Raw genomic sequence first — 19977 nt, forward strand, 5'->3', positions numbered from 1 at the left:
TTCGGTTTAGGTGGTCGTGTGGAAGGTATACCGGTGCATGACCTTATTGGTAAGAACGATGGCTTCCGCAGACCGGGCTATATTGTTTCGGCAGAGCCTTCCGTGTTGGTTAGCCTCGGTAAACATATTATTGGTATAAACGTACCGGTAGCATTGGTGCGTAACCGCACAAAGAGTGTTGCCGATCAACGCTTGCAGGATCAGAACAACGATGGTAAAGATGTGCATGGCGATGCTGCTTTTGCCGACTGGCTGCTTTCCATTTCGTACGCCATTCGTTTTTCAAAATAATATATAGTCATCAATCAGCCACAAACAAAAAGGAGAGCCAGAAGCTCTCCTTTTACTTTTATAGTATATATATACTTTAATATCAGTCTGCTGGCTCAGCACGTTCTATACGTAACCCCACCGCCAATATACCTTGCAAGGTATCGGTACGCATATACTGCTCGAACTTTACTTTATACTTACCAGGCTTGCCAAACTGGTAATCTTTCAGCAACAGAACCTGGTGATCATATATATCTCCCAGTCCGCTGTTGCCCATAGGCTTTCCTGATTTAGCATCGAATAAATATTCACTGATCAGACTCTTCTGCATTTGGTTGCCTATGGAATCCTGCAGATAGTACGTCATAAACAGACGTGACCACGGATAGGAAACAGCATTGCGCACATTGCCATATATATTATAGCGCGTGCCCGGATCCTGAATCTCAAATTCAAATTCAGGTTTATCACCTACAAGCCAATAACCTTTTTCGAAGTCGGCATATTGTTCATATACCCGATTATCATCGCATCCTGTTACTAGGATAGCTATGATCAAAGCGATCCAGCAAAACCTCATGACTGATTTCCTGGCTTAGGTTTATTTTGATTTGGATTATTACCACCACCACCACGATTATCACGGTTTGGACGGTTCTCACGCGGCCCCTGATTCGATCGGTTATGACGATTCTCGCGAGGTCCCTGAAGATCGCCTTGTCCCTGGTTAGGACGTTGCTGACGATTGTCACGTTGCTGTTGCTGACCTTGCTGCTGATCGCCTTGTCCTTGCGGGCGAGGTTGTTTTCCTTCGCGCGGCCCCTGTATATCTGACTGACCTCCGCGTTGCTGATTCTGCCGGTTATCGCGATTACCTTGATTACCACGATTGCCCTGATGGGCTGCACTACCTTGTGCAGGCTGAGATGGAGTATTCGGATTACCGCCTTTACCTTTCTTCTTTTTGTTACGCGATTTGTTTTTGAATCGCTTATCCATTTGATCGAGATCGCTGTTCAGCGGACCAGTAGTAACTTTCTCTTCAACAATATCGATCTCGAGTGTAGCAGGTTTTTTACCTTCCTGGTTCATGCGCAGAATGTGATTGACGCGCTCTATATTCAGCGGATACCAGGTGTTCTCTTCCTTGAATCCGAACCACATGATCTTGCGGAATATATCTGTCTTCTGCAGTATAGCTTCACCTTTTTCTGTAAGCAAGGGAGCTTCTACCTTCGGTATATTTTCCAATGCCTCCATATAGGTTTCCAACTCATAGTTGAGGCAGCACTTCAATCTTCCGCATTGACCTGAGAGCTTGCTTGGATTGAGTGATAGGTTTTGATAGCGCGCGGCACTGGTAGCAACGTTCTTAAAATCACTTAACCATGTTGAGCAACAAAGCTCACGACCGCATACACCTATACCTCCCAAACGACCTGCTTCCTGCCGCAGGCTGATCTGGCGCATCTCTACGCGAATCTTAAATTCGCCCGCGAGTAATTTTATAAGCTCACGAAAATCAACGCGATCATCGGCAGAGTAAAAGAACGTAGCCTTTACATTGTCTGCCTGATACTCGATGTCCGAAAGTTTCATCTCCAGTTTCAGATCACGAATGATCTCGCGCGTGCGATATAGCGTAGGCATCTCGCGTTTCTTTACCTCTTCAAATTTCTCGAGGTCTTTTTGATGCGCAATCCTATATATCTTTTTAATCTCGCTGTCGTTGGCAATCTTTTTCTTTTGCATCTGCAAGCGAACAAGTTCACCCTGCAATGATATATAGCCTATATGATGACCGTTCGGAACTTCTACTACCACAGCATCACCGGTTGTAAGGTTGAGCTTTTCGGTATTTCTGAAAAATTCTTTTCTGCCGTTTTTAAAACGAACCTCTGCTACATTGAATTTATCTTCCGATGGCATATCCATATTAGACAACCAATCGAATACATTCATCTTATTGCAGCCGCCTGTACCACAAGCACCATTGTTGTTGCAACCGGCGGTTTTGCCATCTTTATCTTTAACAGATCCACATGCACATCCCATCGCCTTACACTTTATAGTTCAACAAATCCTGCCCGATATCTTTGCGGAAGTATAAACCATCCCACTCAATTTTTTTGGCAGTCTCGTATGCCTTCTCACGTGCTTCATGCAACGAGTTGCCTTTGCCGGATATAGCCAATACACGTCCGCCTTCTGTTACTACATGTTCCTGGTGCTGTTTGGTTCCGGCATGAAATACCAAAGCTTTTGCATGATCCGGATGTAATCCTCGTATCACTTTGCCTTTCTCGTATTCTCCCGGATATCCACCCGACACGAGTGCTATAGTAACAGCATGCTGATCATCGATCTCAATGTTTTTATCCTTCAGTGAACCCTTCGCAGCAGCCACCAGTAATTCGAGAAAATCACTCTTGATGCGTGGCATCACAGCCTGCGTTTCAGGATCACCCATGCGCGCGTTATACTCAATCACAAACGGAGTACCACCAACATTCATCAGCCCAACAAAGATGAAACCTTTATAGTCGATTGCATCCTTTTGCAAGCCTTCTATCGTAGGCTTTACCACTTCTTCCTCCACACGCTTCATAAACGTACTGGTAGCGAATACAACGGGAGAAACAGCGCCCATACCTCCTGTGTTAGGACCCGTATCGCCATCGCCTATACGCTTGTAATCTTTTGCCTCCGGAAGGATAACGTAGTCTTTACCATCGGTAAGAACAAATACAGACAACTCTATACCATTCAGAAATTCTTCAATCAATACTTTCGCACTGGCCTCACCAAATTTTTTGTTTACCAGCATTTCTTTTACCACAGCCTTTGCTTCTGTCTGGCTTAAGCTGATAATTACTCCCTTACCGGCAGCCAATCCATCTGCTTTAAGCACTATAGGAGGCTTACACGTAGCGATATAGTCAAAAGCCTGATCGAGATCTGCCGCCTGGAATGTTCTCGCCTTAGCAGTTGGTATATTGTTACGCACCATAAACTGCTTGGAGAAATCTTTACTGCCTTCCAGTTGCGCACCTGTTTTACCGGGCCCAACCATAAGGATATTCTTTAGCTTAGGATCGGCTTCAAAAAAATCGCGAATGCCTTTTACCAGCGGAGCTTCTGGTCCTACAACAACAAGGTCTATTTCTTTTTCCAAACAGAATTGGCCGAGCTTCGGGAAATCTTCGGTACCAATAGCCACATTTTCGGCAACCTGCGCTGTGCCTGGATTACCCGGGGCAACGTAAAGTTTACCACACTGCGGACTTTGCTTTATCTTCCAGGCCAGGGCATGCTCCCGACCGCCATTTCCGATTATAAGTATATTCATGAAGGTCAAAATCTAGTTGAATCCCAAAGATAGCCGTGAAATCGGTTAAATAAAACGGGGTGGGAACATTAGCGGCTAGCTGCTTGGACCTGACTTCAAACATTCAGTGTTCCTTGCTCGGTGTTCATTATTCCCAGATAGTTATCCGCAATCGTAAAGATGCCTTCACAGGATAGCGATGTGCCTTTCACTTCAACATTTCGTTCATCATTCGTTGATTGATGATTGATGTTCGTGATTAGTTAACAGTTATCAGTATTGGACAAAATAAAAAACGTGAATGAGAACAAATCCCATTCACGTTTATCTATTAACTGAATACTTAACGCCTGATCAGTTTGCGTACTCTGACATAAACTTGATGCGCATCATGCGTATTTCTTCTTCTGAATAATCAGCAATTGAATCATCATTCAGTGCAGCTTCCAGTTCATCGGTCTCTGCGCTCATGAAGTAATCATGTATATCATCCTGCTTGTGTTGATCAAGTACCTGATCGATGTAGTAATTCAGGTTGAGCTTTGTGCCCGAGTAACAAATATTCTCGATCTCCGTCAGCATATCTTCAAACGACAGGTTGATCGTTTCTGCTATCTCTTCGAGATCTACTTTGCGATCGATCTGCTGAATGATAAAGATCTTCGTCTTCGATTTATTAACGGATGCCTTAACAACAACTTCACTTGCTGTCTCGATATCATTCTCATCTACATAGTTCTGAATAACTTCCAGAAATTCCTTTCCGAACTTATTCACTTTACCCATACCTACACCGTTCACCTGCGCAAGGTCATCTTTGGTGGTCGGGTATGTAGTGGCCATTTCTTCCAATGATGGATCCTGGAAGATCACATACGGAGGAAGATTTTTTTCTTTCGCAATTTTCTTACGAAGTGTCTTTAGTATCTCGAAGAGTTTTACATCGTACGACTTCGTGTTAACCGGTGTACGTTCTGCTGACTCCTCTTCTTCATCTATCTCGGTAGTGAAGTCGTGATCACGCGCCAGTTCTATGGCATGAGGCTTCTTGAGGAATTCCTCACCTTTGCGAGTAATTTTCAGTGCGCCTATATTATCAATATCTTTTTCGAGATACTGGTATATTAACGTTTGGCGAATCACTGATTTCCAATAGTCGGCATCTTCTTCAGCACCCTTGCCATATACTGCCAAATCGAAGTGGCCATAGCTCTTCACATATTCATCTTCAACACCGCGTATAACATTTACGAGGTGATTGAGACCAAAGCGTTCATTGGTTTGTTTTGTTGCCTGTAGTACAAACTTCACAGCTTCTGTTCCATCGAAGCGTTCGCGTGGATGCACGCAATTATCGCACATGCCACAGTTCTCTTGTTTATACTCTTCACCAAAGTAATGCAACAATTGTCTTCTGCGACAAACGGGAGACTCGGCATAGTATTCCATCTCTTGCAACAGAATACGTGCGTTCTCTCTTTCCTGTACAGGTTTATCTTTATTGAACTTCTCCAGCTTGTTCAAGTCGTTATGACTATAGAACATTAAGCAAAGTCCTTCTAATCCATCGCGACCTGCACGACCAGTCTCCTGATAGTATCCTTCAAGAGATTTAGGTACATCGTAGTGTATAACAAAGCGAACATCGGGTTTATCTATACCCATGCCGAACGCGATCGTTGCTACAATGATATCTACTTCCTCATTCAGAAAGTCATCCTGATTTTTCATGCGTACATCCGGATCAAGACCAGCGTGATAAGGTGCTGCTTTAAATCCGTTCACGTTCAGCAACTGTGCTATCTCTTCAACTTTTTTACGGCTGAGGCAATAGATCACACCAGATTTACCTTTGTGATCTTTCAGAAATTTGATCAGTTGCTTTTTCGTTTCTTTCTTCGGGCGTACTTCGTAGTAAAGATTCTTACGGTTGAAGGAAGAGATGAATACATCTGCTTCTTCCATCTGCAAGTTCTTCTGTATATCAATCTGTACTTTTGGTGTAGCGGTTGCTGTGAGAGCGATCACCGGCATGTCACCCAGATTTTGAATCATCGTTTTTATTCTCCTATACTCTGGTCGGAAATCGTGTCCCCATTCAGATATACAGTGAGCTTCATCTATAGCAACGAAAGAGACATTTACTTTCTTCAGAAATTCTATAGTCTCTTCTTTGTTTAAAGATTCCGGAGCAACGTAAAGAAGCTTTACGTTTCCGTTCATACAATCTTTCTTCAGTCTGGTGATTTCACTTTTACTCAGCGTTGAATTGAGGAAGCGTGCATTTACTCCGTACGCATTCATCTGGTCAACCTGGTTCTTCATGAGAGCAATGAGTGGCGATATAACAATCGCTAATCCATCATTGATCATAGCAGGTAATTGATAGCACAAAGATTTACCTGCACCTGTAGGCATTATAACAAATGTATTCCTCCCATCCAGCAAGTTTCGGATAATCGTCTCCTGATTTCCACGAAACTGGCTATACCCAAATATCTCCTTGAGTCTTTCTTTTAGCGCATCTTTCTCTTCGACCAACATCATTTCGTCTTGATAAGTTATATCTTTGTCCACGTAGACAAAGCTAATTTTGAAAAGGCATTGAATTTAGGAAAAAATATTAAAAAAATTGCACGGGATGTATTAATAAATGAATCCTTAGCAATTCAGAATCTCACCAATTTTATTGATGACGATTTCGAAGCCTGTGTTAAAGAAATTTATTCTGCCAAAGGCCGCGTTGTCATTACAGGCGTTGGCAAAAGCGCCATCATCGCCAATAAAATTGTTGCTACGTTAAACTCCACTGGAACACCTTCACTCTTCATGCACGCTGCGGATGCAATCCACGGCGATCTAGGCATGATTCAAAAAGATGATATAGTTATCTGCATCTCTAAAAGTGGTAATACACCAGAGATCAAAGTTTTAGTTCCCTTACTGAAACGCAGAGGCTCAAAGCTTGTTGCCTTAGTTAGCAATACAAATTCATATTTAGCACAGCAAGCGGATTTCGTGTTGAATGCAACGATTGCAGAAGAAGCATGTCCGCATAACCTTGCACCAACAACAAGTACTACCGCACATATAGCGATGGGCGATGCATTAGCAGTAAGCCTGCTAGAGATACGAGACTTTACCAGTCGCGACTTTGCAGAGTATCATCCGGGTGGATCGTTAGGCAAGCAGCTATATTTGAAAGTATCGGATGTATTTACTCATAACGCATTACCGCTTGTAAAAGCAGATGCTCCGTTGAAGGATGTTATATTGGAAATTTCATCGAAACGATTAGGATGTACTGCAGTAGTAGAGGATGATAAAAAGTTATTGGGAATAATTACGGATGGCGATCTCAGGCGCATGTTAGAGAAGAATACTAACCTAACAGGGATAAAAGCTTCTGACATCATGACGCAGTCTCCGAAAAGAATTGAAAAAGATGAATTTGCTGTGAAAGCCTTACATCAGATGCAGGAAAATAATATTACACAACTTGCTGTAATGAATGGCGAATATGTTGTCGGTTTTATCCATCTTCACGACCTGTTGAAGGAAGGTATCGTCTAAAAAATCAAAAAATTCTTTTATAAAATTTTGCTACTAACGTCTTTTGTAAAACGTCTTACGTCTAAAAATTAAATGAACAAAAATTTATATGTTGTGCTTATGGCTGGTGGCGTAGGCGTACGCTTTTGGCCCTATAGCCGCAATTCGAAACCCAAGCAATTTCTGGATGTGCTTGGCACCGGTAAAACACTTCTTCAATCTACATTCGAACGCTTTCTACCTATATGTCCTGCTGAGAATATATATGTAGTTACCCATGAAGAACATGCAGCCCTGGTAAAACAACAGCTTCCCCAGATCAAAGATGACCAGGTGCTTACTGAGCCGATGCGTAAAAACACAGCGTGTTGCATTGCTTACGCAAGCTATAAAATTGAACAGCGAAATTCGGATGCTGTTATAGTCGTTACTCCCTCTGACCATCTCATTCTGAAAGAGACTGAGTTTCTGGATGTGATCAAGAAGGCTGCTGATCAAGCGAAGAGCCAGGATAAACTGATGACGCTTGGCATTACACCTACGCGACCTGAAACAGGCTATGGCTATATTCAGTACCTCACTGAAAAATCTTTTGCCAAAAAAGTAAAAACGTTTACCGAAAAACCTGAGCTCTCGCTTGCCAAGAAATTTTTGGAGAGCGGAGACTTTGTATGGAACTCCGGTATATTTATCTGGGGTGTGAAAGCAATTATCGATGCATTCCACCAACATCTGCCGGAAACTGCTGAAGTATTTGATGAGATTGTGAAGCCAAAGCTTGGCTCTGCCGGAGAGAAAGAAGCCATCATGAGCGCTTACTCTCAAAGCAAGAGTATCTCTATCGACTACGGCATTATGGAGAAAGCTGCCAATGTATATGTATGCCTTGGTAATTTTACCTGGAGCGATCTGGGGTCGTGGGGATCGATCCACGAGATATCGGAGAAGGATGAGAACAACAACGTGCTTGCTGCCAATGCACTCACATACGAAACGCGCAACAGTATAATCAAAGGATCACCCGATAAACTTATTGTTGTACAAGGCTTGAACGGTTATCTCGTTGGCGAATTTGGCAACGTAGTAATTGTTTGTGAGAAAGATAAGGAAGAACAATTCCGCAAGTTCGTAAACGATGTGAAGACACGTCCGAATGCGAATGAGTTCATTTAAATAGTTTCCACAAAATTCACAGATATACACAGAAGAGATATATGGTATAAAACTCAGTGTATATCTGTGAGCTTGTTGGAAATCAGGAAAGCATATCCAATAGCCTTAACTGATTTCGGGCTCTGACTAAATTTTGTTTCGGATAGGTTGTTTGATAGTATATATCTCCGTTTAGAAAATCTGTTAACATACGCAGCCCCATAATATAGGTCATCATCTGCCCTGAAAATTCAACTGCAGATTTTTCTTTCTCTGTAAGTTGATCTTTCATTTCAGAAAGATATCCTCTTACTACGGCATCATATATATTTCTTCGTACGCTAATTTCGGATGCATCTTTTACCTCTTCATCCACCGGGCTCACAAAGGTTCGAATCATATCTCCCAGGTCATAAATAAAATAACCCGGCATCAACGTATCAAGATCTATCACACAAACATCTTTGCGAGTGGTGGCGTCAAACAGAATGTTATTGATCTTGGTATCGTTATGCATGATGCGCAGCTTAAGATCGCCACTTGTAATCAATGCGCGATAGCGATCTACCAGGTATATATGTCGTTGACAAGTATCAATATATTCAGCTGCTTCATTTTTACGCTCAAGCGATGCATTACTCAATGCTTCTTCAAATTGTTGATAGCGCCACCCGAGATCATGAAAGCGATTGATGGTTGGGTGGAATAAAGAAGAATCAGCCCCTTCCAGATTTTTAGTAAGTCGCGCAAAGCCACTGGCTGCATTAAAGGCTTCCGCTTCTGTTTCAACTTTGTTGATCGTAATTGTATTGGCTATATAAGGGAATAAGCGCCAGGGAAATCCATCTGAGTCGTACACCATCTCTGTACCGTCACGACTTTTTACAGGCGAAAGAAATATATAGTCCGGATGATGCACCGACAGATAGTTGGCGGCAGCGCGAATATTACCGGCTACAATTTCTGGTTGCCTGAATACATTCGTATTCAGGCGCTGCAGTACATATGATCTTTCTCCTGTTAATTTATAGGTCTGGTTAATATAGCCCGCGCTGATCTGCTCCGTTTTGAAGTCAGCTTCCAAACCAAATTCCTGCAGAATGTTTTTTAATTGCATACAGCAAAATACAAAACGAAAATATACTATATGAAAAAGGCACAAATAAATCAGTGATCAACACCGATTCACTTGTGCCATGGACAAGAGATTGACTTATATGTTACCAGAGTTTCTCCGGATAATCGCCTTGTGCAATCAGTGACTTGATCTTGGACGAAACTTCTTCTTTATCTTCCTTATAAGTAACACCAAACCAAATGTTACCTCCACCCAGCACTTTTACTTTACCAATGCCACGATGAATGAGTTCATTTACTATAAGGGGTATATAAAACTCTGACTTCAGATTCGTATGATGCTCTTTCAAAAAGTCATCGAACATAGAGGAGGCCAATTTGAATACTTCTGGATGAAAACCCCAGAAGTTCATAGATGTAGGAGCATTTGGATCGAGCATACGATCGCCTTCTTTCTCTTTCGATACAATCTTTCCATTTTCCAATACGATGGTGGTGCGCTCTACTACCGACTGTAAGTATCCGTCTTTATCAGCTTCACCTACACCTCGCGAAACGCTTCCATGCTCCGATAATACTTTGCTCAACGTAAAGCCAACCATTGCGTGTGCTCCGGTAGTATCGTTCTTAAAATAATTGGCTACCGATGCAAATGCATCTTTACCATAAAAGTCATCGGCATTGATAGCGATGAATGGTTCGGTTATAACATCTTTGGCGCAAAGTAAAGCGTGGCCTGTGCCCCAGGGTTTCGTGCGCTCAGTATTTTTATACTGTGCTGGTATAAGCTTATCGATAGACTGCACGACAAATTCTACTTCAACTTTACCTTGCAGCTTGGGTAAAAATTTTTCTTTTACAGTTTCAAGTATCTCGTCACGCACGATAAAGACAACCTTGGTGAAACCTGCTCGAACAGCATCAAAAAGAGAGTAATCCATGATGGTTTCGCCATTCGGACCGAAACCGTCAATTTGTTTTATGCCTCCGTAGCGGCTTCCAATACCTGCGGCCATTACCAGGAGAGCCACTTTTTTTTGTGTGCGATTTGGTGTGTCCATTGTGTTTTAGTTTATTTCAGAATTATTAGCGTGTGGTGTTTCCGCAAACACTCGCTTTTGAAGCGGTTTATTAGGTTTTATCGGAAGTTCATGACATCTTCCGGAAACGGCTGGAAAGGGGCTTTCAAAAAACACCACGATGCTGTAAAAAATTATAAGGCGCAAAAATATAAGTTTTAATAAGAAAGCTGTGTGTATAAGACACACATGATCATAGTAACCACCTAAAACCTTAACCTGAAATCGTATCATGACGAACCAAAAGAATGATTACCTCGTGCCGATGATCATCATCGGGGTCTTGTTTTTTATTTTCGGATTTGTGACCTGGCTAAACGGACCACTTATCACTTTCGTAAAGCTTGCGTTCTCCTTGAATACCGATTCAGAAGCGTTCCTCGTAACAACAGCTTTTTATCTTGCTTACTTCTTTCTCGCTATACCTTCTTCGTGGATACTCGAGAAGACGGGTATGAAAAAAGGTATGGCCTTCGGTCTGGTTGTGATGGCGGTCGGTACGTTTATCTTCGGAACGTACGCTACACAACGTAACTATACTATCTCGCTGGTTGGTCTCTTTACTATAGGTTCCGGATTATCGTTATTGCAAACAGCATCCAATCCCTATATCAGTATACTTGGCCCGATTGAGAGTGCAGCACAACGCATTAGCATTATGGGTATCTGTAACAAGATCGCCGGTATATCCAGTCCCTTTATTCTCGGAACATTTGTATTAACCGGTATCGATAAATTGGAAGAAGAGATCAAGAGTGCGGCAACACCCGAAATCAAGAATACACTGCTGAACGAATTTGCCGCCAAGATATATACTCCTTACATGATCATGGCTGTTGTGCTGGTATTGCTGGGTATATGGATATTAAAATCCGCTTTGCCGGAAATAAAGGCCAGTGAAGCGAACGTTACTCCATCTGACAGTGATCTGTCGAAAAACAAAAATAGTATACTTCAGTTCCCTCACTTGTTGCTGGGAGCATTTTGCATTTTCGTATATGTAGGCGTAGAGGTAATGGCAGGTGACGCTATCGGAACTTATGGTAAAGGATTTCACATCCCTTCTGATGAAACAAAATACTTTACATCGCTTACCCTGGTCACTATGTTGATAGGCTATATTATCGGGTTGATCACAATACCCAAGTATATATCACAGCAAACTGCACTGAAAGTTTCAGCATGGCTGGGCGTTGTATTCACTGTGTGTACTGTGTTTACCAGCGGCTATGTATCAGTAGGATTTGTAGCAGCACTTGGATTGGCAAACGCATTGATGTGGCCTGCTATATGGCCATTGGCGATTGATGGTCTGGGTAAATTTACCGAGCGCGGATCTGCGCTTTTAGTGATGGGTATAGCGGGGGGTGCCGTAATTCCAAAAGTATTTGCCAGCTTAAAGGACCACTACGATTTTCAATGGGTGTTCTTCCTGCTGATGCTGCCTTGCTATTTCTATATCCTGTTCTACTCTACGAAGGGATATTTACTCGGAAAAAAATAACCAAGTATATTTTGATACAATAAAGAAAGCGATCTCCTCACTCAGGAGATCGCTTCTTTTAAAAAGTCATTCAAAGGCTTTGCAGATTTCAGTACATCCACTACCTGTTTCATAAATTTCTTTTCTGTTACAGCGCTATCAGTAAAGCTGTGTTCTACTATAAAGCTCTTTAACTTCAGCCAATCGGCATGCGGATGATCCGGTGAATAACCTTTCGGAGCTTTCTTCAACGCATCTTCATCCCAGAACTTTGAAAAATTACTTTTGAATTTTCGTTCGTTGAAAATCTTTTGGAGACGATCGCCATTATAGTCAATCTCCTGCCTCACCTTTGCCAACAACTCCGGCTGTGGTTGAAACAACCCTATAGCAACAAAACTGTTGTTGCCCGGCTGTAGTTGAAAGTAATATCCGGGTGTACCCAATCCCTTTCCTTCCGAAGATATAGCAGCACCAAAATTATTCTTATAGGGGCGCTTGTCTTTGCTAAAGCGAACATCGCGGTATATTCTGAACACGAGTTTCTTCGGATCAAGTCCTCCCAACGAATCATCGAACTTTATCATCTCATGAAGTAAATCTGCAACAACTACATCAAATGCATCTTTGGCTTCAAGGTAACGGCCTTTGTTCTTGTCAAACCATTCGCGGTTATTATTCTTCGCCAGGTCTTTAAGAAATTTGAGAATAAGCGGGAAATCCATATCAGTAACTTTAATGTTTGTTTTTAGAACGTACACTACGTGCTATATATCTATACTATATCGTGATCAGTCAAAAACCTCTACTACGGTTTCCAGCCCTATACCTCGTGAGGCTTTTACCAGTATAGTAGCATCCGTTACATGATCTTTCTTCAGTTGTTCCATCAACGCATCCTTTGTAGTAAAGTGTTTTGCAAAAGGTATCTCTTCGAGTGCAGTTTTGATGAGGTTGCCACAGAGATATACTTCCTTCAAACCTTTCTCTTTGATCAGCTTACCCAGGGCACGGTGTTCTTTCTCTGCCTCCTCTTCCAACTCGAACATATCGCCCAGTATCATCACTTTTCTGGCAGCCTTCATAGCAGCCATATTCTCAATAGCAGCTTGCATGGAGCTGGGATTCGCGTTGTATGCGTCCAGTATAATGGTGTTTGTTCCTTTACTCACCATTTGCGAACGCATATTAGCAGGTATATATCCTGCTACGGCTTCGTTCGCTTTCTCATCGTCCACATCAAAATATTTACCGATACATAAAGCGGAAGCTATATTTTCAAAGTTATATGTGCCTATAAGGTGCGTTGTTACCACTTCTCCATTTTCTGCTTTTAATTTTACAAACGGATCGGCACCAATCAACTCACAATGGTAATAATCATTCACAGCCGGGTATAACACAGGATTACTAAACCGCTTCGCCATGTTAGCCAGTATAGGATTCTGTGAGTTGATAAATACTATACCCTTTGTTGTAATCAGATGCTGGTATAGCTCCGATTTGGCTCTTATAATATTATCGTAACCGCCAAATGTACCAATGTGTGCTTTACCGATGTTAGTAATAAATCCATGTGTAGGATTAGCGATTGAGCACAACAACGCGATCTCTCCTACATGGTTAGCGCCCATCTCTACAACGGCTGCCTCATACGTTGAATCAATCGCCAGCAAAGTAAGAGGCACACCAATGTGATTGTTCAGATTACCTTTTGTTGCATAGGTTTTGAACTTCTTGCTGAGAACAGCATTCACCAATTCCTTACTGGTAGTTTTTCCGTTTGAACCTGTTAACCCAACCACCGGAATTTTTAAATGATCCCTGTGATGGCGCGCCAGCTTTTGCAATGTATCGAGTACATTCTCTACAAGAATGCAACGATCATCGGCTTTATAGGCTGCATCATCTATCACAGCATAGCTTGCACCTTTCTCCAATGCCTGCGCGGCAAATTCATTCGCATTAAACCGGTCGCCACGGAGTGCAAAGAAAATGGAGCCTGGAGTAATCTGGCGCGTATCGGTGGATACTTTACCCGCCTGTAAAAACTTTGAATATAAATCTGCGATGTTACTCATGATCAATGTCTGCTTATTTCTTCCCTTCATCCTTATACACATAGCGATTGTGTGAAGGAAAAAGTATCTTGGTGGCAAGATAACAGCTCTCTAAGCTCTACGTTATAGTGACAAGAAAAATTATTTCGATGAGAACATTTTTTTCCTGCTTTTTCCTTGTCCTGTCTTTTAATATTCAGGCGCAGTTTACCTACACGCTTGATCAAAGCATACCCGTAGAAGGCGAGCAAGCCACACTCACCATGCCGTGGGTGGGCGGACTGAATGCCGCACAGTATAACACGATGGATCTGAACAATGATGGACTGGAAGACCTGGTGCTGTTTGAACGCATGGCCGGAAAGCTCTTAACGTTTCTCAACCAGAACAACCAATATCAATATGCTCCGGAGTATGAATCCTTTTTCCCCAGCGATATAACGAACTGGCTATTGCTTCGCGATTTCAACTGCGATGGAAAGAAGGATGTATTTACCGGAAATGTGCTGGGTATAAAAGTATATACCAACGTTACGCAGCCGGGGGGAACACTTACCTGGAAGCAGTATATATTTTACGACAGCGGTGGCAAGAGTGAAGTGTTACTTACCAAAGGTTTTTCTACAACCAAGATCAACCTGCAACTACAGTTCGATGATCTGCCCAATATAGCTGACGTTGATGGCGATGGCGATCTGGATATTTTCAATGTGCGGTTTGCCAATAATGGCACGCTGGAGTTTCACAGAAACAATGGTATAGAAAATCACAACACATGCGACTCACTTGATTTCGAAAGGATCACGAATCAATGGGGTAATTTTACGGAGTGCTCTTGTGGCGTATATGCCTACAACGGCACTGCGTGCAGAACCAATGGTAAAGTTGAACATGCCGGAGGAAAGAGCCTCCTGATGCTGGATGTTACTCACGATGGCCAACTGGATGTACTGTTATCCGAAGCAACATGCTCCCAATTATTTATGCTGCCGAATCAAGGTACCTTATTGAGTCCTGTAATTGAGTCGGAACAAAATTTTCCTTCCTCGAATGCTGCTAACTTTTTATACCCAGCAGCCTACTATGAAGATGTTGACTTCGATGGTCTGAAAGATCTGATCTCCACTCCGAATATATTTACCAAGACTATATTAAGTACTGATCTGTCGCGGTCTAACTGGTACTATAAAAACACAGGCACGAATGAAGAGCCTACTTTCACATTTGGCCAAACCAATTTTTTGCAAGACCAGATGATCGATGTGGGCGATGATGCCGTGCCTGCATTTATGGATTTTGATATGGATGGCGACTTCGATCTTTTTATTAGTCAGAATACATCTGCTGGTATTGTTGCAACGATACTGGTATACGAAAACATTGGCAGTAACACAGAGCCTCATTTCAAGCTGACAGAAGAAAACTACCTCAACTTTACATCATTGCTGCTATATAATCTCAAAATTCAGTTTGCCGATTTTAACACCGATGGTAAACCCGACCTCGTGTTTACGGCTACCAGTTTGCAGGATGGAGTGACACGATTGTTTTATATTCCTAACCAGGCTTCAGCGGGCCTGAATCTTTCTACATCTGATCTTCAGGTCATCAATTTTGATACAAATTCTGTTTCCAATTTTGCACCCACCGAAAATATAGCAGTGCTGGATGTAGACCTCGATGGCAAAATGGATTTGATACAAGGCAAAAGCAATGGTGCTCTTTATTACTGGAAAAATTCCGGTAACGGTAGCTCACCAAATTTCTCTCTGGAGAGCGATGCATATCTTAATATAGGCTCGAGTGTGCTTCGGCAGAATCTCGCATGTGCTGTTGGCGATCTTGATAATGATGGAGCGAGCGACCTGGTTATTGGTGACCAGACAGGAGAGGTGCGTGTCGTAGGTAATTTTCGTCAGGCCAGCAATGCTGATAATGCCGTGGGTAATGTTGTGTGGAATTCGCTCTCCGAATCATACGAAGCCCGAAATCTCGGTGGCAGAATATGGCCCACGGTTGTGAATATATTTGCCACAACACGCCCAGCGATTGTTGCCGGAAATGTAACGGGAGGACTAGTGGTGCTGCGCCATGATAACACCAACGAACTTCCGGGAGTACCGGTGATTGGTATATATCCCAATCCTGTTGCGCGCGGCAATAACCTGAATGTATCGTCCGATCGCTCTATATATATGCAGATATTCTCCAGCACCGGCCAGATGATCCGTGAGAATATCGCTATACAACCCAACCAGGTAAATCCGATTGATGAAGTTACTCAACTGGCGCGCGGACTATATATTCTGCGCTTTGTGTGGAATAATCAGTCCGTGTCAAAGAAAATTGTAGTTTATTAATTCAGCGATTCCTCCATCTTTGCACGATTTTAAAAACATAAACTCATGAAGTATGCTTTTCTCTTTGATATGGATGGTGTTATTGTAGACAGCAATCCCTATCATAAAATTGCTCTGATACAATTTTGTAAAGAACATGGTTATGATCTGAGTGAACAGGAGCTTCGTGAAAAGATCTATGGCCGCACAAACCGCGATTGGATCCTCAATATATTCGGCAACATTGGTGACGAGAAGATCCGCCTATATACGGAAGAGAAAGAAGCACTCTATCGCAAAATATATGATAAAGACATTGAGCCGGTAGCAGGCCTGATTGGTTTTCTGGAGAAGTCTGAGAAGGCAGGTATTCCACGGGCTGTTGCAACGTCTGCCCCACGCGCCAATGTAGACTTCTCTCTTTCTAAAACACATACCGAAAGATTTTTTCCCACGATCCTTGACGACTCTTTTGTAAGTAAAGGAAAACCTGATCCGGAAATTTATCTCAAGTCAGCAGCCGCGCTGGGATTCAAGCCCGAGCATTGTGTTGTGTTTGAAGATTCGCTTTCAGGCGTGGCCGCAGGCAAAGCAGCGGGTTGTAAAGTAGTGGGCATTACTACCACACATACCCCGGAAGAACTCAGTCAGACTGATCTTATTATCAAGGATTTTGAAAATCTGAACCCGGAAACATTGATTTCCAGGCTTTTTTAGGAAAAGACTCCGGATTATTTGAGTTTGGCTTTGGATTATTGAGTGTGTTTTACCGATATTTGCAATCCCTTTTTGGAAGGGCCTAAAATTGAGCTGATTATGGCACGAGTTTGTCAAATAACTGGAAAGAGACCTCAGGTTGGTAACAATGTTTCGCATGCTAACAACAAGACGAAGCGCAGATTTTTACCAAACCTTCAGAAGAAACGCTTCTACATTCCTGAGGAAGATAAGTGGATCACCTTGAAGCTTTCAACAAAAGCTATCAAGACCATTAACAAAAATGGTATTACTGCTGTATTGAAAGAAGCCAGAGCTAACGGAAATCTGGTATTATAGTACTTCAACGTAGATCGTTAATGGTTATAGGTTATCCGTAGAGCCAGAAAACGATTAACAAATAACGTTTAACGAATAACGTAAAAGACAATGGCAAAGAAAGGCAACAGGATTCAGGTGATCTTAGAGTGCACAGAGCATAAAACCAGCGGCCAGCCAGGCATGAGCCGTTATATCACCACGAAGAATCGTAAAAACACAACAGAGAGATTGGAGCTGAAGAAGTACAATCCTATTTTGAAAAAAGTTACTGTTCACAAAGAAATTAAATAACCATGGCAAAGAAAGTAGTTGCTACCCTGAAAAAAGGTGACGGAAAAAGCTTTGCAAAAGTGATCCGTGCCGTGAAGTCTGAAAAGACTGGTGCTTATACCTTCAAAGAAGAGATCGTTCCAGCTGATCTGGTAAAAGAAACACTCGCTAAGAAATAAGCCAGTTGGTATAAAAATTTGAAAAGTCCCCACAAGGGACTTTTTTTGTTACCGCACTTTCCCGCTCACAGGAATGTTGCAAGAATAAATTTTCTCTCTATGGCATTGTTCGGACTCTTCTCTAAAGATAAAAAGGAATCACTCGATAAAGGACTGGAGAAATCCAAAGACAGCTTCTTTGGTAAACTCGGAAAAGCACTGGTCGGTAAATCAACCGTTGATGATGATGTACTCGATAGTCTCGAAGAGATCCTGGTATCTTCTGATGTAGGAGTAGAAACTACGCTAAAGATCATTGAGCGTATTCAACAACGCGTTGCCCGCGATAAATACCTGGGTACTTCTGAACTCGACCGTATACTGAAAGAAGAAGTGGCTTCACTCCTCTCTGAGGCCGATGTGAAAAATGCTGAAGAGTTTTCTATACCAACTGATAAAAAGCCATACGTAATTATGGTTGTGGGTGTAAATGGAGTAGGCAAAACTACAACCATCGGAAAACTTTCTGCGCAATTCAAAAAGAAAGGCAAGAGTGTAGTGCTGGGAGCGGCTGATACATTTCGTGCTGCTGCTGTAGATCAGCTCAAACTCTGGGGCGAGCGTGTAGGGGTACCGGTAATTGCCCGCGGCATGAACACTGACCCATCTGCTGTAGCTTTCGATGCTGTAAAGGCAGGTGCTGATCAAAATGCTGATGTGATTATCATTGATACGGCTGGTCGCCTTCACACCAAAATAAACCTGATGGCCGAGCTCACCAAGATCAAACGTGTTATGCAGAAAGTTATACCCGATGCACCACACGAAGTTTTACTGGTACTCGATGGTAGCACCGGACAAAATGCCGTTATACAAGCAAGAGAATTTACCAAAGCCACTGAAGTTACTGCCCTCGCTATAACCAAACTTGATGGCACAGCCAAAGGTGGTGTGGTAATCGGAATCTCCGATGAATTTAAGATACCCGTAAAATATATAGGTGTTGGCGAAAAAGTAGAAGACCTGCAGGCATTTGATCGTATGGAGTTTGTAGACTCTCTTTTCAAAAAGAACCAATAAGCTAAAAGCAGAAGGTGGAACTACGCAATATCTTTAGACTTTATACTTTAAGCATTGGATTTCATTTGCGGGAAACAAAATATAGTACAAAGTTCTTCCGGACTTTCGTGACTTCTTAAAACTACTTATGCTTAATCGGAGCAGGTATACGGAAGAAAAGCTGATAGTTGAATCCCCACGTAGATTGCTTATCGGTACTGCCATAGCCTGGCACATCGCTGGGTTTCATCAAGCCGGTTTCATTGGTACTTAAGCCGAACTTGAATCGGGCGGTATATCCCATCCATATAAATTTCCACATCTTTACTTTAAGCCCGGTAACAAGCTCGAACCAGTTACCATTGATATTTACATTGGCGACTTGCGTATCCAGCGATCCCCATACAGGGTCTTGTACATTTTCAATCTTCAGGTGTTCAGAAAATGTAGCGTGACCATATCGCAGACCAAAGAAGAACATATTTTTCTCCGGGTCTTTCGTAAGAAAATTTACATCCGGTCCTACCCTGAAGTACGTTCCATTATTATCGTATGATGATTTATCGCCATCAAATGTTCTGGCCCAATAGCCATAGTCTACCGCGAGATAATATCGATCGAAATCAACATCGGCATTTACTTCCCAGCCTGTAAAAGTCTTGCTGGAGTACATACTACGGGCAATCGAAAGCATATCGGTACCGATACGGATACCAGTAGGTATATAGCTCTTCTTCGCCAACGAGTCAACCTTGGTTGTATCACTTTGTGCGAACACCATTGTGCTACACACAAGCAGGAGTAATGGCAATATGTTAATTGACCTCAACTGCAATGTTTGTAACTGCCGGAAATTTAACATCATTTGTTTCGAGAACTTCTACATTATCCTTGGCAACAAGCTCTGTCAGATCAGAATATATAGTCTGCGGTCCACAACCCTTAAAAAGTGTATTGGTTGTGAGCGTATACTGTACAGATACCGTATCAACAGCTGTTCTGTCTGTATATGAAATATAAAACTCTGTACTGGTAACGCTGGTGCTCGGATTAAGTGGAAGTTTTACAACGCTGGTTGTATCACTCGCATAATATATAGCGTCTGAATA

At 42.4% G+C, this 19977-nt stretch carries 19 protein-coding genes and 1 pseudogene; 10 read left to right on the forward strand and 10 right to left on the reverse strand.

The window, feature by feature from the left end; genetic code table 11:
- Window positions 1-291: pseudogene (locus tag VIN08_RS26150) on the forward strand (hypothetical protein); the annotation flags it as partial.
- 82 nt (window positions 292-373) lie between these two features.
- Here VIN08_RS26150 and VIN08_RS26155 read toward each other — a convergent pair.
- The 4 genes from VIN08_RS26155 to recQ all read right to left on the reverse strand — a co-directional run bounded on the left by VIN08_RS26155 (window position 374) and on the right by recQ (window position 6145).
- Window positions 374-832 carry a gliding motility lipoprotein GldH gene (locus tag VIN08_RS26155; RefSeq protein ID WP_331972036.1) on the reverse strand — a complete coding sequence of 153 codons (459 nt, stop codon included), beginning with the start codon at window positions 830-832 and terminating at the stop codon, window positions 374-376.
- A 17-nt stretch (window positions 833-849) separates the two neighbouring features.
- A complete protein-coding gene (locus tag VIN08_RS26160; protein WP_331972039.1) occupies window positions 850-2328 on the reverse strand; it encodes a regulatory iron-sulfur-containing complex subunit RicT in 1479 nt (492 codons plus the stop codon).
- A 4-nt stretch (window positions 2329-2332) separates the two neighbouring features.
- On the reverse strand, window positions 2333-3622 hold the full coding sequence (gene purD / locus VIN08_RS26165; protein WP_331972042.1) for a phosphoribosylamine--glycine ligase: 1290 nt from the start codon (window positions 3620-3622) through the stop codon (window positions 2333-2335).
- A 333-nt stretch (window positions 3623-3955) separates the two neighbouring features.
- Complete coding sequence (recQ, locus tag VIN08_RS26170; protein ID WP_331972083.1) at window positions 3956-6145, reverse strand: DNA helicase RecQ; 2190 nt, start codon at window positions 6143-6145, stop codon at window positions 3956-3958.
- Window positions 6146-6205: 60 nt separating this feature from the next.
- Here recQ and VIN08_RS26175 point away from each other — a divergent pair, with 60 nt between their 5' ends.
- Both VIN08_RS26175 and VIN08_RS26180 read left to right on the forward strand, forming a co-directional pair.
- Window positions 6206-7174 carry a KpsF/GutQ family sugar-phosphate isomerase gene (locus tag VIN08_RS26175; RefSeq protein ID WP_331972086.1) on the forward strand — a complete coding sequence of 323 codons (969 nt, stop codon included), beginning with the start codon at window positions 6206-6208 and terminating at the stop codon, window positions 7172-7174.
- A gap of 72 nt (window positions 7175-7246) precedes the next feature.
- Window positions 7247-8326 (forward strand): mannose-1-phosphate guanylyltransferase, encoded by a 1080-nt coding sequence (locus VIN08_RS26180; protein ID WP_331972045.1) that lies wholly within the window; start codon window positions 7247-7249, stop codon window positions 8324-8326.
- Window positions 8327-8408: 82 nt separating this feature from the next.
- Here VIN08_RS26180 and VIN08_RS26185 read toward each other — a convergent pair whose 3' ends face one another.
- Both VIN08_RS26185 and VIN08_RS26190 read right to left on the reverse strand, forming a co-directional pair.
- Window positions 8409-9422, reverse strand: coding sequence for an aminoglycoside phosphotransferase family protein (locus tag VIN08_RS26185; RefSeq protein WP_331972048.1), 1014 nt, complete (start codon window positions 9420-9422; stop codon window positions 8409-8411).
- A gap of 103 nt (window positions 9423-9525) precedes the next feature.
- The gene (locus tag VIN08_RS26190) at window positions 9526-10443 is read right to left on the reverse strand and encodes a nucleotidyltransferase family protein (protein WP_331972050.1); all 918 of its coding nucleotides are present in this window, start codon (window positions 10441-10443) and stop codon (window positions 9526-9528) included.
- Between the two features lie 250 nt (window positions 10444-10693).
- On the opposite strand from VIN08_RS26190, the gene VIN08_RS26195 reads away from it, so the two are divergent.
- Window positions 10694-11965 (forward strand): sugar MFS transporter, encoded by a 1272-nt coding sequence (locus VIN08_RS26195; protein WP_331972053.1) that lies wholly within the window; start codon window positions 10694-10696, stop codon window positions 11963-11965.
- 41 nt (window positions 11966-12006) lie between these two features.
- Here VIN08_RS26195 and VIN08_RS26200 read toward each other — a convergent pair whose 3' ends face one another.
- Both VIN08_RS26200 and VIN08_RS26205 read right to left on the reverse strand, forming a co-directional pair.
- A complete protein-coding gene (locus VIN08_RS26200) occupies window positions 12007-12669 on the reverse strand; it encodes a DUF2461 domain-containing protein (RefSeq protein ID WP_331972057.1) in 663 nt (220 codons plus the stop codon).
- Between the two features lie 66 nt (window positions 12670-12735).
- Window positions 12736-14025 carry a UDP-N-acetylmuramoyl-tripeptide--D-alanyl-D-alanine ligase gene (locus VIN08_RS26205; RefSeq protein ID WP_331972060.1) on the reverse strand — a complete coding sequence of 430 codons (1290 nt, stop codon included), beginning with the start codon at window positions 14023-14025 and terminating at the stop codon, window positions 12736-12738.
- Window positions 14026-14153: 128 nt separating this feature from the next.
- Here VIN08_RS26205 and VIN08_RS26210 point away from each other — a divergent pair, with 128 nt between their 5' ends.
- The 6 genes from VIN08_RS26210 (at window position 14154) to ftsY (ending at window position 18889) form a co-directional block, all read left to right on the forward strand.
- Window positions 14154-16364: a T9SS type A sorting domain-containing protein gene (locus tag VIN08_RS26210; RefSeq protein ID WP_331972062.1), complete on the forward strand. Its 2211-nt coding sequence runs from the start codon at window positions 14154-14156 to the stop codon at window positions 16362-16364.
- A 45-nt stretch (window positions 16365-16409) separates the two neighbouring features.
- Window positions 16410-17060: an HAD family phosphatase gene (locus tag VIN08_RS26215; protein ID WP_331972065.1), complete on the forward strand. Its 651-nt coding sequence runs from the start codon at window positions 16410-16412 to the stop codon at window positions 17058-17060.
- Window positions 17061-17159: 99 nt separating this feature from the next.
- Window positions 17160-17399: a 50S ribosomal protein L28 gene (rpmB, locus tag VIN08_RS26220; RefSeq protein WP_331972067.1), complete on the forward strand. Its 240-nt coding sequence runs from the start codon at window positions 17160-17162 to the stop codon at window positions 17397-17399.
- A gap of 90 nt (window positions 17400-17489) precedes the next feature.
- A complete protein-coding gene (gene rpmG / locus VIN08_RS26225) occupies window positions 17490-17672 on the forward strand; it encodes a 50S ribosomal protein L33 (protein ID WP_254092059.1) in 183 nt (60 codons plus the stop codon).
- A gap of 2 nt (window positions 17673-17674) precedes the next feature.
- Entirely contained in the window at window positions 17675-17830 is a 156-nt protein-coding gene (locus VIN08_RS26230) for a DUF4295 domain-containing protein (RefSeq protein WP_254092060.1), read from the forward strand.
- A gap of 99 nt (window positions 17831-17929) precedes the next feature.
- Window positions 17930-18889: a signal recognition particle-docking protein FtsY gene (gene ftsY / locus VIN08_RS26235; protein ID WP_331972074.1), complete on the forward strand. Its 960-nt coding sequence runs from the start codon at window positions 17930-17932 to the stop codon at window positions 18887-18889.
- Between the two features lie 121 nt (window positions 18890-19010).
- Here ftsY and VIN08_RS26240 read toward each other — a convergent pair whose 3' ends face one another.
- Both VIN08_RS26240 and VIN08_RS26245 read right to left on the reverse strand, forming a co-directional pair.
- Window positions 19011-19697 (reverse strand): DUF6048 family protein, encoded by a 687-nt coding sequence (locus VIN08_RS26240; protein ID WP_331972077.1) that lies wholly within the window; start codon window positions 19695-19697, stop codon window positions 19011-19013.
- Window positions 19684-19977 (reverse strand): hypothetical protein (locus VIN08_RS26245; RefSeq protein WP_331972080.1); only part of this gene is annotated, 294 nt, incomplete at its 5' end. The genes VIN08_RS26245 and VIN08_RS26240, both read right to left, overlap by 14 nt.

This window comes from Ohtaekwangia sp. (genome assembly GCF_036568665.1).
Classification (GTDB): domain Bacteria; phylum Bacteroidota; class Bacteroidia; order Cytophagales; family Cyclobacteriaceae; genus Ohtaekwangia.

Bases quoted from the DNA above. Each gene is read 5' to 3' on its own strand.
- VIN08_RS26200 (WP_331972057.1), bottom strand. From the start codon at position 12,669: ATGGATTTCCCGCTTATTCTCAAATTTCTTAAAGACCTGGCGAAGAAT.
- VIN08_RS26180 (WP_331972045.1), top strand. From the start codon at position 7,247: ATGAACAAAAATTTATATGTTGTGCTTATGGCTGGTGGCGTAGGCGTA.
- VIN08_RS26210 (WP_331972062.1), top strand. From the start codon at position 14,154: ATGAGAACATTTTTTTCCTGCTTTTTCCTTGTCCTGTCTTTTAATATT.
- VIN08_RS26185 (WP_331972048.1), bottom strand. From the start codon at position 9,422: ATGCAATTAAAAAACATTCTGCAGGAATTTGGTTTGGAAGCTGACTTC.
- purD (WP_331972042.1), bottom strand. From the start codon at position 3,622: ATGAATATACTTATAATCGGAAATGGCGGTCGGGAGCATGCCCTGGCC.
- VIN08_RS26160 (WP_331972039.1), bottom strand. From the start codon at position 2,328: ATGGGATGTGCATGTGGATCTGTTAAAGATAAAGATGGCAAAACCGCC.
- VIN08_RS26190 (WP_331972050.1), bottom strand. From the start codon at position 10,443: ATGGACACACCAAATCGCACACAAAAAAAAGTGGCTCTCCTGGTAATG.
- VIN08_RS26195 (WP_331972053.1), top strand. From the start codon at position 10,694: ATGACGAACCAAAAGAATGATTACCTCGTGCCGATGATCATCATCGGG.
- rpmG (WP_254092059.1), top strand. From the start codon at position 17,490: ATGGCAAAGAAAGGCAACAGGATTCAGGTGATCTTAGAGTGCACAGAG.
- recQ (WP_331972083.1), bottom strand. From the start codon at position 6,145: ATGTTGGTCGAAGAGAAAGATGCGCTAAAAGAAAGACTCAAGGAGATA.
- VIN08_RS26215 (WP_331972065.1), top strand. From the start codon at position 16,410: ATGAAGTATGCTTTTCTCTTTGATATGGATGGTGTTATTGTAGACAGC.
- VIN08_RS26205 (WP_331972060.1), bottom strand. From the start codon at position 14,025: ATGAGTAACATCGCAGATTTATATTCAAAGTTTTTACAGGCGGGTAAA.
- VIN08_RS26230 (WP_254092060.1), top strand. From the start codon at position 17,675: ATGGCAAAGAAAGTAGTTGCTACCCTGAAAAAAGGTGACGGAAAAAGC.
- rpmB (WP_331972067.1), top strand. From the start codon at position 17,160: ATGGCACGAGTTTGTCAAATAACTGGAAAGAGACCTCAGGTTGGTAAC.
- ftsY (WP_331972074.1), top strand. From the start codon at position 17,930: ATGGCATTGTTCGGACTCTTCTCTAAAGATAAAAAGGAATCACTCGAT.